Raw genomic sequence first — 14,460 nt, 5'->3', positions numbered from 1 at the left:
CAATTAAAATGGAATTTTATCTCGTTCCTGAGGTGTTAGCTTGTCGTTATCTTCATCAATTAAGGTTGATATGTAAAGCAACTCAGTTGTTTTTCCTTCAATGGTTTTCTTAATTGTTTGTCCTTGTGTACAAAGGGATTGGGGATTAAGAGTGAAACCATAGTACTTACACCAGGCCGTAAGGGCCTTTTTAAATTGGTGTGGTGTATATTTCCGTTGATGGGCATCTGAAAGTTCTTTCCTAAATTGTTGAAAAGCATTTTCACGGATAATATAAGTATTGAAGTATCCTACTTCAATCGGTGATATATTGTCGAATAGTTCCACATCATCCGGTTTATGTGTAAAGTAGTTGTTTGCCCATTTGAAGAATTCTTCCTCTTTGGTTCCCCCCTTTACCATTTCTCTTCGTAGTTGTCGTTTTTCGAGGTTTTCCATCGGCGGCATAATTTTCGGTAACCTTTTTGTCAACTGAATGCAGTAGGCAACCAGATTAAAGAATTTATTCCACTCTTCATCTGTAAAATCATCATACAATCGGCGACCATATTTATCAATTGGCGATCTGCTTTCCTTGTAATCGGTTCCTCGGCCTTCGTGGTAATAGTCGCTAACACCTGAATTTAACAATCTGGCCAGTGTTGACGGGTCCGTATTCCGGAGCTCAAAGTTTGTACTTACCATCATTTTGCCGGAGTCTGCATATTCAAGTACTTCCGGAGCGTGGTGTTTATGGTTAACCCGGCGTTTCCCTGTTATCTGCGTATAAAAGAAATCCATATCCACAAACTCACCGAGGTCATCCACTTCAATAATCCTGTGAAATCTTGTGTATCCGTCATAAATAAATTGGTCTTTTGTCAAATCGTTGTTTCGACCAGGTATGTAAAATGAAGGGCGTACATAAGACAGACCTTTACTTATTAGTGATTTCCCTGAACGACCACAGCTTTTCCCTATATCGCTCATCTTCATGTCCTGGATAATTACCATCCATGGTTTTGCAGGATCCTTATACTCCGCTGCCATGTAGCCGATGACATAAAGAAGGTTGGCTAAAAGCTGGTCCTGTTCTCTTTGTTCCTTTTCGGTTAAAGGGATGTTGGATTCCTCTTCCTTCCGCCAATAAATTCGTGAGAGATCTTTAAGGAATTGTATATATATAAAATCTTTGTCGTGAATGGTTACATCATACCTTTTCCACTCAGGGAATTGACTTATTTCAGCGGTAATTTTTGCCCTTTCTTCAGGGGTGTTGGCGGATTCGAGTTGTTCAAGTAATTGTTTGTATTCGGGTGATGGATCAACCGTAATAATTGGGCTTTTCTCAAGCCTACAATTACGAGGGATAAGATGTGATATCTTTCGATCATTCACCTCAAGCTCTTCTAATATAAAGTTCTCGAGTTTTTCATGCTTAATTTGCTTTATCTCGTCTTTTGTTATTTTGAAGGCGCAGTTTTGAAATATTAATGTTTCGTAATCTTTTGAATAATTCTTAAAATTAAGTTTGATGTCCGTTAATTCCTGAAGGTTGTTTTCGCTGATCTGTGTACTTGCATTAATTTTATTCAGGATTTGAATTTCATCAAGAAGGTTTCGCGAACGTATCCACTCCTTTGTGAATCGTTTTACCATCTTTTTAATATTGTCCGGGTTGATAAGTTTTATCCTTTTCCCGTCAATTTTGCAATAGCAGTATCCGGCCTTTTTGTGATATTTTGAATCCATGGTATAAAACCCATGAGTTTGTAGGAAATGATAGTAATATTCAAGGTTGATATTGTATGCAACTTTTTCTTTGCCCTTTACGACTTCAACTGATTTTTCCCAAAACTTCATGGGTTTTGCCCGCCGAATTAGAACAGTGAATTTTTCCCTCGTTTCGTCTTCATCTTTGCCGGCAATATTGATAAAATCTTTTACATCTTTACATGGGTTGCCTCTCCAATCCTTCTTTTTTGAAAGCCACTCAGGGAGTTCAATGGTGTAAAGGTTCATGTATTTAAGAGCCATTTTTCTGGCCGCTTCCTTTCCTGTCTGATCAAGGTCCATTATCTGGAAGTGTTTTTCGCAAAGATTATTGACCCTGTTGTAACTGTCTCTTTCGAATGATGCTGTTTCGCTATTCAACCAGTAAACATGATATCCAAGTGATGCCAGGTTAAGGGCATCGCTTTCACCTGACACGCGAAATAAGTTTCTAACCTTGGCATCAGGTTTACCTTGTGGCGGAACTATATCTCCTTTTTCTTCGTCAAGAAATTCGTTTTCGGCTTTTTCGAGTCTATCTAATCCGTAAATGTAGTTTACCGGCTTTTCTCCAATATAGTGGAACCTGTATTGTTTGTTTACTTCATGTGGTTTGTATAGCTTCTTAAAATTGCCGTAGTCAAAAAGGAAAATTGGATAATCATCCGTTGATTCAAAGATGTGAACTATATCCTTTTTTTGTTTCTTACTATAACTACAGTATTCATAACGTTCAACCACCTTGCAATGGAACTCATCCAAAATTTCAACCGTTATATACCTACCAATTGCTTGGAGATCTGTCTTAGCCGGTTTTTCTTTAAATGTGAATTTGTATTCTCCTTTTTTGTCGTCAGCTCCCATTTCCCGCCAGCTGTATTTTGCAGAATAAACTGGTTTTCGATAGTCGCCGCCGCCGATCTCCCTTCGAATGATTACACTTTCAATAAACTTTAATGCATCAATGTATTCAAGTCCTTCTGCATATTTTACCCACTCTATGGCGTTCATTCCGGACACGTTATTTTGATCGCCAAAGTCTGTCAGGTACCATCTTCCTCTATAATAACTTAAGTGAGCAGAGGCCGTCTTTTCGTTTCTTATTTTGAATTTGTGCCTGCGGTCGTCGAAGTCAATACCAGGAAAGTAGTATGAAAAAACATCCCGACCTCCGTCTGTGCCCCTGAATATTTCTTCTTGATCAATATATTTACTCATAGTTTTTTAAGCAGTAGAAAGTCAATAATAAGGTGTTTGGAAAAATTTGGATAAGTATCCTTCATGTGCCTTACAAGTTTGTTCCCAGGGATCCCGTATGTGAGTTTTGAAAACGAATTAATAAGATGTCCGTCTTTATCTATTTTAAATCTCCACATATCATGAATTTCAGCTTCCGTTTTTTCCCCAGTTCTCGGATCTTTTAGTGTTATTTTTTTTAAGGGAACATCCCGGATACTTACATAATCGGAAATTGGGCGCCCATTATAGGGCACCGCAATTGTGAAAAAATTCGATTTGGGCAAACCGTGATTAATCTCCATGTTTTCGAAATAATTTAGAGATTGCACTTTGTACTTTATTGCCGTTAATATCCGTAATTGATATTGGCGCACCTGGATCAAGGCTAATATATCTGTGGTATGGCCTCATATGCTTTTGGTTGGGTAACTGTTTGGATGGGAATATGCCACTAATTGAATCAATATTTTCAACACCCCAAACCGATTCAATTTTGGCAGTAACCATCTGTACTTCTTCATAAGTGCCCATTAATTTTATCGTGAATTTTGATTGCGTCATGATTCTCTTGTATTAATTGTTTAATTTCTTCCCCTGTTGCACCGGGTTTTGCGTATATTATTTTCTTATTTGTTGTATTACCGCTTTTAGCCTCGCATTTATGTCTTGTAATTCCTTCTCTATTTTTAAAAGAGTATTCTTTGACTGATCTTCTAATTCTTTTTTGTTCGAGGTATCGTTGATAGGCTTTGGGTCGCATTCTGAAATAGGTTTGTAAATTGTTTGACGAATTGTTATTCCTTCTCCTTTGCAGACCGGGCAAGTTTCCGTAATTCTTAATGATCCTCTGCTATGTCCAATATTTTCCCAGCCCAGGTCCACCGTTTTGTCTCCATTGCAATAAGGACAAACGACTTTTTTTATATCATTGTGAATGTACATTTCCTTAGTTTTTGGAAGTGTTAATCTCTTCAATTTCATGTAGTATATGGTCTGTGAGTAATTTGAAGCCGAGCTTATTGGCGATTTGGTATTCCAGGCGAGCACCTGGTGAATCTTTCCAGTCGTACAGTAGGTAAATGGTATTGCAATGTTCGACCATTGCCTTTATACATTTACGCATTGCATATTGCCAATCGGTTTCTGGATCTGGAACAAGTTTCATCGGATTTACCACCTCAAAGCCGAGCCGGTTTAGTTTTTGTTCGGCCAAAAGAAATTTTTCGTATGTTTCGAGGTAGTTAAGTCCTGACACTTTACCGGCTATATAAACCTTATTCATATTAAAGCCGGTTTTGGTTTTTCGTTTTTAATGGCGATTGCTTCGGAATATATCTCATTAAAAGATTGCATTAATCTTTTATGAGATTTGCTTGTTTTTCCGGGGATAAGATACATAATGTCAGACGCATGCCTTAAGACAAATTTTGACATGCTCTGCCTCGTGTTAAAGGGATAGTAATCAAGATACTTTTCAAGTATGGCAATAATCCTTATTGCCATACTATGGTCAAGTTTGCTTTCATCGTTCAGGATAAGTCGTTTTCTTATCCTGATAATGCGCTTTACAAAGAGTCGCGCATGCAAAGGATAATTTCTAATCATTTTTGCATTGATTTTTAGCGTTGGCGGACGCTGGTTAAACATTAAACTATCGAATGTTTTTGTGCCCAAAGGGCTATTTCTATTCTGTTGTTTACATTAAGTTTTTCTCTGATTCTATTTAAGTGAGTTCTTACTGTTGGTAATTCTATTTCAAATTCGGCAGCAATTTCTTTATCGAGTTTTCCTTTTGCGACTTCGATGGCTATTAAATATTGAGTCCTTGATAATTTTCCATTGGGCCCTTCTGGTTGTTTACAAACCTTACCAAAAGCAGGGCATGTTTTCATTCTTTCGCATATAGGAAGGTCGTGAGTGAGTTGGCCATCCTTTAAATCAGGTTGAGAGTCGAGAGTTCCGTATCTACACCCAACGAACATTTCTTCCATTTCATCTGCATTGGTTATTCGTAGGTCATTAATTAATGAATTCCTTGCATCCTTGTCTGCTATTAATTCTGCTTGAAATGGCTCTCGGAGTACCAGAGGGAGCTCCAAGTATTCGGTCCTATTCCCATTTTGAATTACTCTTACCATTCCTTCCGGATCGCGATAAATTTCAAGTCCATTGTTGTTCAGTCCTGCCGGGAGTCTCATAGTGATTTGATTTGCTTTTGAATTTTGGCTTTTTTTTCTTTTTCCTGTTTCGCAAGATTTATCGCAGCCTGAATTATTTCAGGACTATTTGTCTCTCCTTTTAAGGCTCGGTAAACAGCATTGAAATGCTTACCTGTTATTTCAGAAAGAATCCTTCCGTACCCTCGAGGAAGTTCATTTCTTAGCTTTTTTAGCTCTTTTTTTGTCATTGTTTTTTGGTATTTCAATGTGTTACAAATAGTGTTATATTTATGTCGTAATGGTGTTACGAAAAACGCAAAATTTTGCGAAAAAACAAAATTTTTTTCACGTAAAATAATTACAATGGGTAATAATGGATTGGATATCAGGATACAAAAAATAATATCTGAATTTGGTCTAAATCAATCTTCTTTTGCTCGTAGGTGTGGTTTTCCTGAAAGTCAAACTCGGCAATTCCTAAAGGGAACAAACGTGGGGATAACTCATGTAATAAAGGTTATAGATGGTTTTCCGGAATTAAATCCTATGTGGATTTTGAAGGGGGAGGAACCAATGTATAAGTCTGAAATGGAGTCGCAAAAACATACGAATATTGAGTCGCAAAATAATGCGAGTAAGAAAGAGTATTGTATGGAGTGCTTTATAAAAGATGGAAGAATAAAACAACTCGAGGTGTTCAATGAGTCATTAATTAAAAGGAATAATGAGTTGAATCAGGAGCTCGGCCGATTAAAAGCTTTGGTTGGTGAGCTCAAACTGGAAATCGAAGCCAGAAGGAAAGCCACCGGTTAGAAATTGTTTGGAAAAAGTAATTCGAGTGAGGACAATTTTAATTTAAAAAACCGTAAAGACAGAAAAGACAGGGAATAAGGGAAAGATATATAAATAATTATAGTGTGGGGTGGGTTCCCGCCACCCCGACAAAATAAGACGGTAAGGAAAGATCCTTATCGTCTTTTTTTTGCATCAATTGCTGGATCGATGAAATAGCATTGGAATGCTGTTCTATACCAATTGAAAAGGACTGCTTCCTCCGGTCCTGATAATTGTTTCGTCCGCATACCAGCCGGATTTGATTCTAATTTTGTACCATCCTGTCGGCAAATCTTTGGGTACCGATAAAAGTAATACCGAGGTTGAATTTACCTCTAGAAAATCAGTTAAGTCAAGTAGTTTCCCCGATTCAGTCTCCAAAAAGAATCCTTGATCCTTGGTAGCTGCAGGGCGGATTTTTAAATGGGCTCCTAAAATTTTCACTCGCATACCTCGTCTGATTGCCTTGAGGGAAGCCATCTCTTTTTCCACTTTTTGGTAGTGTTTAAAATTGTCTTCGCTTAATTCAGTGAATTTGGGGAGTTTTTCAAAATCGATCAATTTATCAATTCGGGCTGGTTCCGGAGTGTATTCACCTTCCACTTTTTTTTGTTCTATATTTTTGAGGAATGCTTCCGGATCATCCGGCATCAAGGTGATATCAATAGGTGTGTTTCTTTGTTCGATTTTTTGCAGTTCCGGATCCTGGTATTTAGATTCCTTTAAATTAGGGACCAAACTAAAACCGTTGTTCAGTTTGATCGTTTTATTTTCCAGAAAGGCATCACGCATGGGGCCACTAATAATTTCTACAACCTCCATTAATTTGTCGTAGTTTTCTATGCCTCCGGGCATTTTATAAATAATGTCTTCCAGATCAAAATGATCGTCTGCAAAATATACTCTGGTAATTTGATTAGGATGGTTAGGGTCTTGTTTTTCGAAATAATAAAATGCCATAACTCATGAATTTTATAATTTCTAAAACCACAGGTAAATATATAAATTTTAAAAATCACAGTCAATTTAAATATTATTAAGTGTTACCCTGCTACACCCAATACAAAGTTCCTTTACTTTTGTCAAGATAGAGTTTTTCGTTAATCAGATGGTTGTTTATTCGAAAAAATGGAAGCAAAACCTTAATGCATAGAAATATTAAAACATTTGTGCCCCTTGTCTTGGGGATCGTGAATGTATGAAAGATTGGTGAGTTGCTTCTTTTCCTTCCGGAATCTATTAATTAATTTCCATTTTTATTTTTATGAACAGAATCTTTAAGCCTAAGTTGGTAAGCTTGATTCAGCACAATCTTATTAACAAAACCACCATTACCAAGGATTTATTTGCTGGGGTCGTTGTTGGCATTGTGGCGTTACCTTTGGCCATTGCTTTTGCTGTAGCATCGGGCGTTTCTCCTGATAAAGGGATCATAACAGCCGTTATTGCTGGTTTCATAATCTCCCTTTTGGGTGGAAGTAGGGTGCAAATTGGAGGGCCTACCGGGGCATTTGTAATAATAGTTTATTCCATTATAGAACAATATGGATTCCAGGGGTTAATGATTTCTACCATTCTGGCGGGTATCATATTAATAGGTTTTGGATTGTTGAAACTTGGCACCTTGCTTAAGTTTATCCCGCATCCTTTGACGGTTGGCTTTACCAGTGGTATTGCTTTGGTTATTTTTTCCATTCAGATGAAAGATGCTTTGGGGATTGGAAGCAGTGATGCGCCTTCTCAATTCATTGAAAAATGGGTCTATTATTTTCACCACATTCAGCAAATCGATCTTAATGCAGTGATAATTGCACTGGCAAGTATTTTAATTACGGTAGTTGTTCCCAAAATTACCACTAAAATTCCCGGTTCATTTATCGCCATTCTTATCATTTCGCTGGCGGTAAATCTGACAAAAGTGAATGTGGCTACCATAGGGTCCGTTTTTGGAAATATTCCCGGTGGTTTTGTTCTAGAAATTCCTGAAGTAGACTGGTCAAATATCATGGTCTACATAGGTCCGGCGTTCACTATCGCTATGCTGGGAAGTATTGAGTCGCTTTTGTCGGCAGTGGTATCAGACGGGATGATAGGAAGTACGCATCGTTCCAATACCGAACTCATCGCCCAAGGTATCGCAAATATTATTACCCCTTTTTTTGGGGGGATTCCTGCAACAGGCGCTATTGCCCGGACGGCAACCAACGTAAAAAACGGAGGACGTACTCCCGTGGCTGGAATGATTCATGCCTTAACGCTTTTGCTAATCATGCTTTTTTTCGGGAAATATGCCGCGCTTATTCCCATGCCTTGTCTTGCAGGTATTCTCATGGTGGTTGCATATAATATGAGTGAATGGAAATCGTTCCTTTCTATTCTGAGAGGGTCGGTATTTGATATTCTGGTATTACTGGTTACCTTTTTTCTTACCGTTCTAGTCGATCTTACCGTGGCTATTGAAGTGGGCATTGTTTTGGCCTCACTGCTTTTCATGAAACGAATGGCCGATGTGGCTAAATATCCCAATAATGATATTGATACTGATGTCATTGAAAATTATTCCATAATCCCTGAACAGATAGGAATATTTGAGGTCAGTGGTCCTTTCTTTTTTGGATCAGCAAAAGAATACGTAGAATGGATGAAGGCTTCAGGGCGAAAGGCAAAGGTTTTGATCATTCGGATGCGGCATGTTCCGTTTATTGATTCAACAGGACTTCACAATTTAAAGGAAGCCATTAAAAATATTCAAAGTGGTGGTACGTCGGTTCTTTTATCAGGTATTCAACCCAATGTGAGAAAAGAGTTGATGAAAGGAGGAATATTGAATATTATCGGTGAAACCAATCTCTTTTCAAACTTTAGCGATGCCTTAAAGTCTGGAAAGGAAATTTTGAAGTCCTTAAAAATTCAATGAATCTTCTTACTTAGGATTGCCGCACTTTGGTAATGGAAAATTATCTCTGAAAGCTTCTGTCCGGAATTTGAGGGTTTGATCTGCCTAATAGACGTTGATATTTATTCTGTTAAGGATTTTGTATTGAACGGCAATTTCAGGTATTTTTGTAAAACCTATTTGCAGGAGGATAGATTAAAAAGGGCTTATTATGGGGTATCTCAAAATCAATGGGAAATTGGGGATTATCTCTCTGTGTCTATGTCCTCAAAATGTTGTTAATTTGTAGATAGTATTGAGAAGAAGTGAACTTTTTATATGATCGAAAAACTTATTTATCTGGAATCGGTTGATCTTGCGGAATTTATGGGGGTTAAAAATGCCAAATTAAATCTGATCAAGGCCGGATTTCCAAAACTGAGAATAATAGCCAGAGGTAATTGGTTGAAAGCCATGGGGGGCACGGAAGAAGTGGCCGATTTTGAAACGAAAATTAACCAGTTGCTGGAACACTACGAACGTTACAATGTTTTAACGGAAGATGCCATTCTCAATATATTATCGGGAAAAGAAATAGCCCAACCCAAAAGCTCGGATGATACGATTCTCTTTGGTGTCAATGGAAAACCTATAAAAGCCAGAACCGAGAATCAGCGTAAACTTGTAAAAGCCTATGAAAACAATGATTTAATGTTTGCAGTAGGTCCCGCAGGATCCGGGAAAACATATACTGCTATAGCTTTGGCTGTTAGGTCTTTGAAAAGCAGAGCTGTGCGTCGCATTATCCTGAGTCGTCCCGCTGTGGAAGCAGGCGAAAAGCTGGGTTTTTTACCGGGGGATATGAAAGAAAAAATTGATCCGTATCTTCAGCCTTTATATGATGCCCTTCAGGATATGATCCCTGCCGTAAAACTTAAAGAATACATGGAAAACGGCACCATTCAGATTGCACCTCTGGCTTATATGAGAGGGCGTACCCTTAACGATGCCTTTGTCATTCTGGATGAAGCGCAAAATACCACCACCAATCAGTTGAAAATGTTCCTTACAAGGATGGGAGCCAGCGCTAAATTTGTGGTTACGGGCGATGTTACGCAAATCGACCTGCCCAATCCCCTCACGTCCGGATTGGTGCAGGCTATGCGAATCCTGAAAGGGATTAAAGGAATCGAGCGAATTAAGTTTACTGTAAAAGATATTGTCCGCCACCGTCTGGTGCAGGATATTGTTGAAGCTTACGAAAAAGAATAACTCTATACAATTTATCATGCAAAACGCTATTGTAGAAACCAATTTTTCCTTCCCCAAACAGAAAGATGTCTATAAAGGGAAAGTACGCGACGTTTACAACATTGATAACCAATATCTGGTGATGGTGGTGTCTGACCGGATCTCGGCATTTGATGTGGTACTACCCAAAGGGATACCTTTCAAAGGGCAGGTACTGAACCAGATCGCAGAAAAATTTCTGGATGCTACGGCAGATATCGTTCCCAACTGGAAGATTGCCAGTCCGGATCCGATGGTTACCGTTGGACATTTTTGCGAACCATTTAAAGTCGAAATGGTGATTCGTGGTTACTTGACCGGTCATGCCTGGCGTGAATATAAAGCCGGTAAGCGCGAGCTTTGCGGGAACCCACTGCCCGATGGAATGGTGGAGAACCAGAAGTTTGATGAACCGATCATTACACCTACCACCAAGGCCGACGTGGGGCATGATGAAGATATTTCAAGAGACGAGATTCTTAAATCCGGATTGGTCCGTGAAGAAGACTATATTCAACTGGAAAAATACACCAAAGAACTCTTTAAAAGAGGTTCTGAGATGGCTGCCGAAAAAGGTTTGATCCTGGTTGATACTAAATATGAGTTCGGAAAAAAAGATGGCAAAATCTTCCTTATTGATGAAATTCATACCCCCGATTCTTCTCGCTATTTTTATGCCGATGGTTATGAAGAACGCTTAAGAAAGGGAGAGTCGCAACGTCAGCTCTCTAAAGAATTTGTTAGGCAATGGCTCATTGAAAATGGTTTCCAGGGGAAAGATGGTCAGCAGGTGCCGGAAATGACCGATGAGTATATTGCTCAGGTGTCGGATCGGTATATTGAGCTCTTTGAAAAAATTACCGGTGAATCTTTTCAAAAAGCCAAAGCGGAAAATATCGCTGCACGTATTGACAAAAATGTCACTGCTTACCTGGAGAGTGTTTTAAAATAGATCGTTCATTAAAAGAAGTTGTGCAGAAGGGAGGATGAGAATGGTTCCCTTTCTGCCTTTTTCTTTATATATACTTGAATTAAGGTTTGAATATATCTGCTAAAAATAAGTGGGCTCTGGCCGGAAAACTATTGCCGGGCATGTTGCCTTTGTTGCTTTTTGTGGTGGTTGAACTGGTGTGGGGAACCACCGCAGGACTTATCGCTGCTTTAATATTAGGCGTGTTGCAGCTATGCTGGTATTGGTTTCGAGAACGGAGAGTCGATAAGTTTGTCCTTGCCGATATCGGATTTATGGTAATCCTTGGGGGACTGGCGATTCTTTTTAGTAATGCCTTTTTATTTAAGTTGAAACCGGTCTTTATAGGGGCAGCCTTGTTATTACTCATTGGTTATTCGGCTTTTTCCGACCATAACCTGGTCATGCTGATGAGCCGAAGATATTTAAAAGGCTTTGTGGCCGGACCACTCGAGTCGTGGATGATGCAACAAATGTTAAAGGTGTTCTTTTGGTTGCTGGCGGCTCATACCTTACTAACGCTGGCGGCTGCTCTGTGGATGTCACATGCCTGGTGGGCAGCCATTAGTGGCCCTGGCTTTTATGTGTTATTTGCTTTGATGGTGGCTGTTTCCTGGATGGTGAATCAACAACGAAAAAAGGAATGGAGCAAGGAAGAGTGGGTCCCCGTGGTGGATGAAGAAGGTAAAGTGGAGGGCGTGGCACCACGAAGTATGGTTCATAACGGAAAAACCTTTTGGCTTCATCCGGTTGTGCATCTTCAGGTAATAACGCCCAATGGATTATGGTTACAAAAAAGACCGATCCATAAATTGATTCAGCCGGGAAAATGGGATACCGCTGTGGGAGGACACGTCGACAAAGCAGAGGATATCCGGCAAGCCTTGCAACGAGAAACCCGAGAGGAGATTGGTATAGACCTTCAACAGGCCGCTTTTGTTGGAAGATATCTTTGGAAAAGTAAAGTGGAGAAAGAACTGGTCTTCGTCTTTGCGATATATCATGAAGGCACGCTTCATCCTCATTCGGAGGAATTGGATGGCGGAAAAACGTGGACCTTCGAAGATATTGAGACAAGTATCGGTAAAGGTGTTTTTACCCCCAATTTTGAAGAGGAATATCGAAGATATGCGAATGGGTTGAAGAAGATTAGAAGTGAAAAGTCTATCGTCGAATGGAAATAGTTACTAGCTCGTTATTGATAGTTTTAATTCTGTGGGTTAGGGAGTCGGTTACCGGGCATTAATCCTATCCCTGAATTAAAAATATCGTTGGTTTCTTATGCAAATCGGGTACCTTTCCCTTCCAAGAAGATACCGAACGGGTCTCGATGAATTCATCCGGAAGTGTTAGGTTGCAGGCAATGCATAACAACGTATTGGGATGACAATTCCCTATAATATCTTTTACCAGGGCATTGTTTCGATAAGGCGCTTCGATAAATAACTGTGTTTGTTTTTCCTTTATGCTTCGGCTTTCCAGATGTTTAATGCTTTTAATGCGATCATGTTTGTCGATGGGTAAATAACCGTTAAAAGCAAAGTTTTGACCATTCATCCCGGACCCCATCAGCGCTAGAAGAATGGAGGAGGGGCCCGTCATCGGTACCACTTTAATCCCTTTCTGGTGAGCCAGTTTGACAATGGCAGCTCCGGGGTCGGCAATGCCCGGGCAACCGGCTTCTGAAATGATCCCGATATCATGGCCGTCGGCCAGTGGTTGTAAAAAAGATGAATATTCACGGGGACCTGTATGTTTGTCTAGGGTGAAAAAGGTGGAATGATCTATATCCATCTGAGGATCAAGCAATCTTAAATAGCGTCGTGCCGTTCGGATGTTTTCTACTATAAAATAGCGTAATCTTCCCGTTAAAGTTGCCACTTCGGAAGGTATCGTTAAAGGATGATCGGGATTCCCCAAATGGGTGGGTATTAAGAAGAGCTTACCTTGCATGATTTTCAATTTTCGACAAAAATAGCGATTTTGCATTGCCCGGGAAACATTATTTTTTGTGGTTTTCGGGATGTGTGCCGCAATACTTCATGTATATATGGAATAAGCACTCCTGAAATTATTTCCTTCCCGGCACGAAATATTAAAAAGAAAATCGTTGGCATCACGAAACAATTTTTAGCTTCATTCCCGATCAACTACAATAAAAACTTTACGTTGTAGAAAAAAAGATGTAATTTTGATGTTTGAAATGTTGAGATGTCAAAAAATAGAAAACACACGAATGATTAGGGGAAAACGAAGGAGTCATTTTTCTCTTTGTCAATGTTTATTTCGTTCCAATGATATTATTATTTGCAGACCTGGTTTTTTTAAGCCGGGTCTTTTTTTGTGCCTATAAGTAAGAAGGACAGAAGAAGAATTACCTGATTAATTATAAAGTAAACCCATGCAAAAGATGAAAAACCGGAGCTTAGTCTCTATTAATGATTTTAGCCGCGAAGAAATACTTCATGTTTTGGACGTGGCAGAAGAGTTTGAACGTAATCCCAATCAACGGCTACTTGAAGGTAAAGTGGTTGGTAGTCTTTTCTTTGAACCATCAACTCGTACGCGTCTAAGCTTTGAAACTGCCATTAATCGACTGGGAGGAAGGGTGGTTGGTTTTTCCGACTCGGCTTCTTCTTCCACCACGAAAGGGGAAAGCTTAAAAGATACCATCCAGATGGTAAGCCGATATGCTGACCTGATTGTGATGCGCCACCCATTGGAAGGCAGCGCCAGGTATGCTTCAGAACAATCACTGGTGCCGGTGATCAATGCCGGTGATGGCGCCAATCAGCATCCAACCCAAACCATGCTCGACCTGTATTCCATTCGTAAAACACAGGGATCTTTGGATAATTTGAATATTTTCATGGTGGGAGACCTCAAATACGGCCGTACCGTGCATTCTCTGTTAATGGCCATGTCTCATTTTAATCCTACCTTTCATTTTGTATCTCCCGAAGAGTTACGTATGCCTCGTGAATATAAACTCTTCTTGGAAGAGAATGGAATTCCTTATTATGAACATGGTGAGTTATTGGATATCATTGATGATGCAGATATTATTTACATGACCCGGGTTCAGAAAGAACGGTTTTCCGATCCCATGGAATATGAAAGGGTGAAAAATGCTTATGTACTCAGAAAAAACATGCTCAATAATACCAAAGAAAATATGCGTGTTTTACATCCGCTGCCAAGGGTGAACGAAATACATCCGGATGTGGATAGTAGTCCGAAAGCTTATTATTTTGATCAGGCTCGAAATGGGGTGTTTGCCCGAATGGCACTCATCGCTGTAGTAATGGGATACAGGTAGTAAGTTTTAAAATTACAGATTA

Annotated in this window: 15 protein-coding genes; 6 read left to right on the top strand and 9 right to left on the bottom strand. The window is 39.4% G+C overall.

Annotated features, from left to right (window positions below):
• Positions 1-3 precede the first annotated feature (3 nt).
• The 7 genes from ACT29H_RS09340 to ACT29H_RS09310 form a co-directional block, all read right to left on the bottom strand.
• Positions 4-2,970, bottom strand: coding sequence for a hypothetical protein (locus ACT29H_RS09340; RefSeq protein ID WP_444821355.1), 2,967 nt, complete (start codon positions 2,968-2,970; stop codon positions 4-6).
• Positions 2,971-3,282: 312 nt separating this feature from the next.
• Positions 3,283-3,552: a hypothetical protein gene (locus ACT29H_RS09335; RefSeq protein WP_444821354.1), complete on the bottom strand. Its 270-nt coding sequence runs from the start codon at positions 3,550-3,552 to the stop codon at positions 3,283-3,285.
• 57 nt (positions 3,553-3,609) lie between these two features.
• Positions 3,610-3,972, bottom strand: a complete 363-nt coding sequence (locus ACT29H_RS09330; RefSeq protein ID WP_444821353.1) for a hypothetical protein — start codon at positions 3,970-3,972, stop codon at positions 3,610-3,612.
• Complete coding sequence (locus ACT29H_RS09325; protein ID WP_444821352.1) at positions 3,938-4,273, bottom strand: DUF4406 domain-containing protein; 336 nt, start codon at positions 4,271-4,273, stop codon at positions 3,938-3,940. The genes ACT29H_RS09330 and ACT29H_RS09325 overlap by 35 nt, the downstream gene beginning before the upstream one ends.
• A complete protein-coding gene (locus ACT29H_RS09320) occupies positions 4,270-4,638 on the bottom strand; it encodes a hypothetical protein (protein WP_444821351.1) in 369 nt (122 codons plus the stop codon). The genes ACT29H_RS09325 and ACT29H_RS09320 overlap by 4 nt, the downstream gene beginning before the upstream one ends.
• Positions 4,638-5,189: a response regulator transcription factor gene (locus ACT29H_RS09315; RefSeq protein ID WP_444821350.1), complete on the bottom strand. Its 552-nt coding sequence runs from the start codon at positions 5,187-5,189 to the stop codon at positions 4,638-4,640. The genes ACT29H_RS09320 and ACT29H_RS09315 overlap by 1 nt, the downstream gene beginning before the upstream one ends.
• A complete protein-coding gene (locus ACT29H_RS09310) occupies positions 5,186-5,398 on the bottom strand; it encodes a hypothetical protein (protein WP_444821349.1) in 213 nt (70 codons plus the stop codon). Before ACT29H_RS09310 ends, ACT29H_RS09315 begins: the two co-directional genes overlap by 4 nt.
• Positions 5,399-5,513: 115 nt before the next feature.
• On the opposite strand from ACT29H_RS09310, the gene ACT29H_RS09305 reads away from it, so the two are divergent.
• Positions 5,514-5,963: a hypothetical protein gene (locus tag ACT29H_RS09305; protein ID WP_444821348.1), complete on the top strand. Its 450-nt coding sequence runs from the start codon at positions 5,514-5,516 to the stop codon at positions 5,961-5,963.
• 213 nt (positions 5,964-6,176) lie between these two features.
• On the opposite strand, the gene ACT29H_RS09300 is transcribed toward ACT29H_RS09305, so the two are convergent.
• Positions 6,177-6,944 carry a DUF4469 domain-containing protein gene (locus ACT29H_RS09300; protein WP_444821347.1) on the bottom strand — a complete coding sequence of 256 codons (768 nt, stop codon included), beginning with the start codon at positions 6,942-6,944 and terminating at the stop codon, positions 6,177-6,179.
• A gap of 304 nt (positions 6,945-7,248) precedes the next feature.
• Between ACT29H_RS09300 and ACT29H_RS09295 the strand changes: the two genes are divergently transcribed.
• From ACT29H_RS09295 to ACT29H_RS09280, 4 genes are all read left to right on the top strand, one after another.
• Positions 7,249-8,901: a SulP family inorganic anion transporter gene (locus ACT29H_RS09295; RefSeq protein WP_444821346.1), complete on the top strand. Its 1,653-nt coding sequence runs from the start codon at positions 7,249-7,251 to the stop codon at positions 8,899-8,901.
• Between the two features lie 297 nt (positions 8,902-9,198).
• Positions 9,199-10,131, top strand: a complete 933-nt coding sequence (locus ACT29H_RS09290; RefSeq protein WP_444821345.1) for a PhoH family protein — start codon at positions 9,199-9,201, stop codon at positions 10,129-10,131.
• 16 nt (positions 10,132-10,147) lie between these two features.
• Positions 10,148-11,101, top strand: a complete 954-nt coding sequence (locus ACT29H_RS09285) for a phosphoribosylaminoimidazolesuccinocarboxamide synthase (protein ID WP_444821344.1) — start codon at positions 10,148-10,150, stop codon at positions 11,099-11,101.
• Positions 11,102-11,187: 86 nt separating this feature from the next.
• Positions 11,188-12,303: an NUDIX domain-containing protein gene (locus tag ACT29H_RS09280; RefSeq protein ID WP_444821343.1), complete on the top strand. Its 1,116-nt coding sequence runs from the start codon at positions 11,188-11,190 to the stop codon at positions 12,301-12,303.
• A gap of 64 nt (positions 12,304-12,367) precedes the next feature.
• On the opposite strand, the gene ACT29H_RS09275 is transcribed toward ACT29H_RS09280, so the two are convergent.
• Positions 12,368-13,072 (bottom strand): SAM-dependent methyltransferase, encoded by a 705-nt coding sequence (locus tag ACT29H_RS09275; RefSeq protein ID WP_444821342.1) that lies wholly within the window; start codon positions 13,070-13,072, stop codon positions 12,368-12,370.
• A 457-nt stretch (positions 13,073-13,529) separates the two neighbouring features.
• Here ACT29H_RS09275 and pyrB point away from each other — a divergent pair, with 457 nt between their 5' ends.
• Positions 13,530-14,438, top strand: coding sequence for an aspartate carbamoyltransferase (gene pyrB / locus ACT29H_RS09270; RefSeq protein ID WP_444821341.1), 909 nt, complete (start codon positions 13,530-13,532; stop codon positions 14,436-14,438).
• The last annotated feature ends 22 nt before the right edge of the window (positions 14,439-14,460 follow it).

It is taken from the genome of Thermophagus sp. OGC60D27 (assembly GCF_052400625.1).
GTDB lineage: Bacteria > Bacteroidota > Bacteroidia > Bacteroidales > Marinilabiliaceae > Thermophagus.
The sequence above is the reverse complement of the archived record's forward strand: the minus strand, read 5'-3'. Positions and strand labels throughout refer to the sequence as shown.

Excerpts from the sequence above, each read along its gene's own strand:
- ACT29H_RS09290 (WP_444821345.1), top strand. The coding sequence starts at position 9,199 with ATGATCGAAAAACTTATTTATCTGGAATCGGTTGATCTTGCGGAATTT.
- ACT29H_RS09275 (WP_444821342.1), bottom strand. The coding sequence starts at position 13,072 with ATGCAAGGTAAGCTCTTCTTAATACCCACCCATTTGGGGAATCCCGAT.
- ACT29H_RS09300 (WP_444821347.1), bottom strand. The coding sequence starts at position 6,944 with ATGGCATTTTATTATTTCGAAAAACAAGACCCTAACCATCCTAATCAA.
- ACT29H_RS09295 (WP_444821346.1), top strand. The coding sequence starts at position 7,249 with ATGAACAGAATCTTTAAGCCTAAGTTGGTAAGCTTGATTCAGCACAAT.
- ACT29H_RS09310 (WP_444821349.1), bottom strand. The coding sequence starts at position 5,398 with ATGACAAAAAAAGAGCTAAAAAAGCTAAGAAATGAACTTCCTCGAGGG.
- pyrB (WP_444821341.1), top strand. The coding sequence starts at position 13,530 with ATGAAAAACCGGAGCTTAGTCTCTATTAATGATTTTAGCCGCGAAGAA.
- ACT29H_RS09285 (WP_444821344.1), top strand. The coding sequence starts at position 10,148 with ATGCAAAACGCTATTGTAGAAACCAATTTTTCCTTCCCCAAACAGAAA.
- ACT29H_RS09330 (WP_444821353.1), bottom strand. The coding sequence starts at position 3,972 with ATGAAATTGAAGAGATTAACACTTCCAAAAACTAAGGAAATGTACATT.
- ACT29H_RS09340 (WP_444821355.1), bottom strand. The coding sequence starts at position 2,970 with ATGAGTAAATATATTGATCAAGAAGAAATATTCAGGGGCACAGACGGA.
- ACT29H_RS09320 (WP_444821351.1), bottom strand. The coding sequence starts at position 4,638 with ATGTTTAACCAGCGTCCGCCAACGCTAAAAATCAATGCAAAAATGATT.
- ACT29H_RS09305 (WP_444821348.1), top strand. The coding sequence starts at position 5,514 with ATGGGTAATAATGGATTGGATATCAGGATACAAAAAATAATATCTGAA.
- ACT29H_RS09325 (WP_444821352.1), bottom strand. The coding sequence starts at position 4,273 with ATGAATAAGGTTTATATAGCCGGTAAAGTGTCAGGACTTAACTACCTC.
- ACT29H_RS09315 (WP_444821350.1), bottom strand. The coding sequence starts at position 5,189 with ATGAGACTCCCGGCAGGACTGAACAACAATGGACTTGAAATTTATCGC.
- ACT29H_RS09335 (WP_444821354.1), bottom strand. The coding sequence starts at position 3,552 with ATGACGCAATCAAAATTCACGATAAAATTAATGGGCACTTATGAAGAA.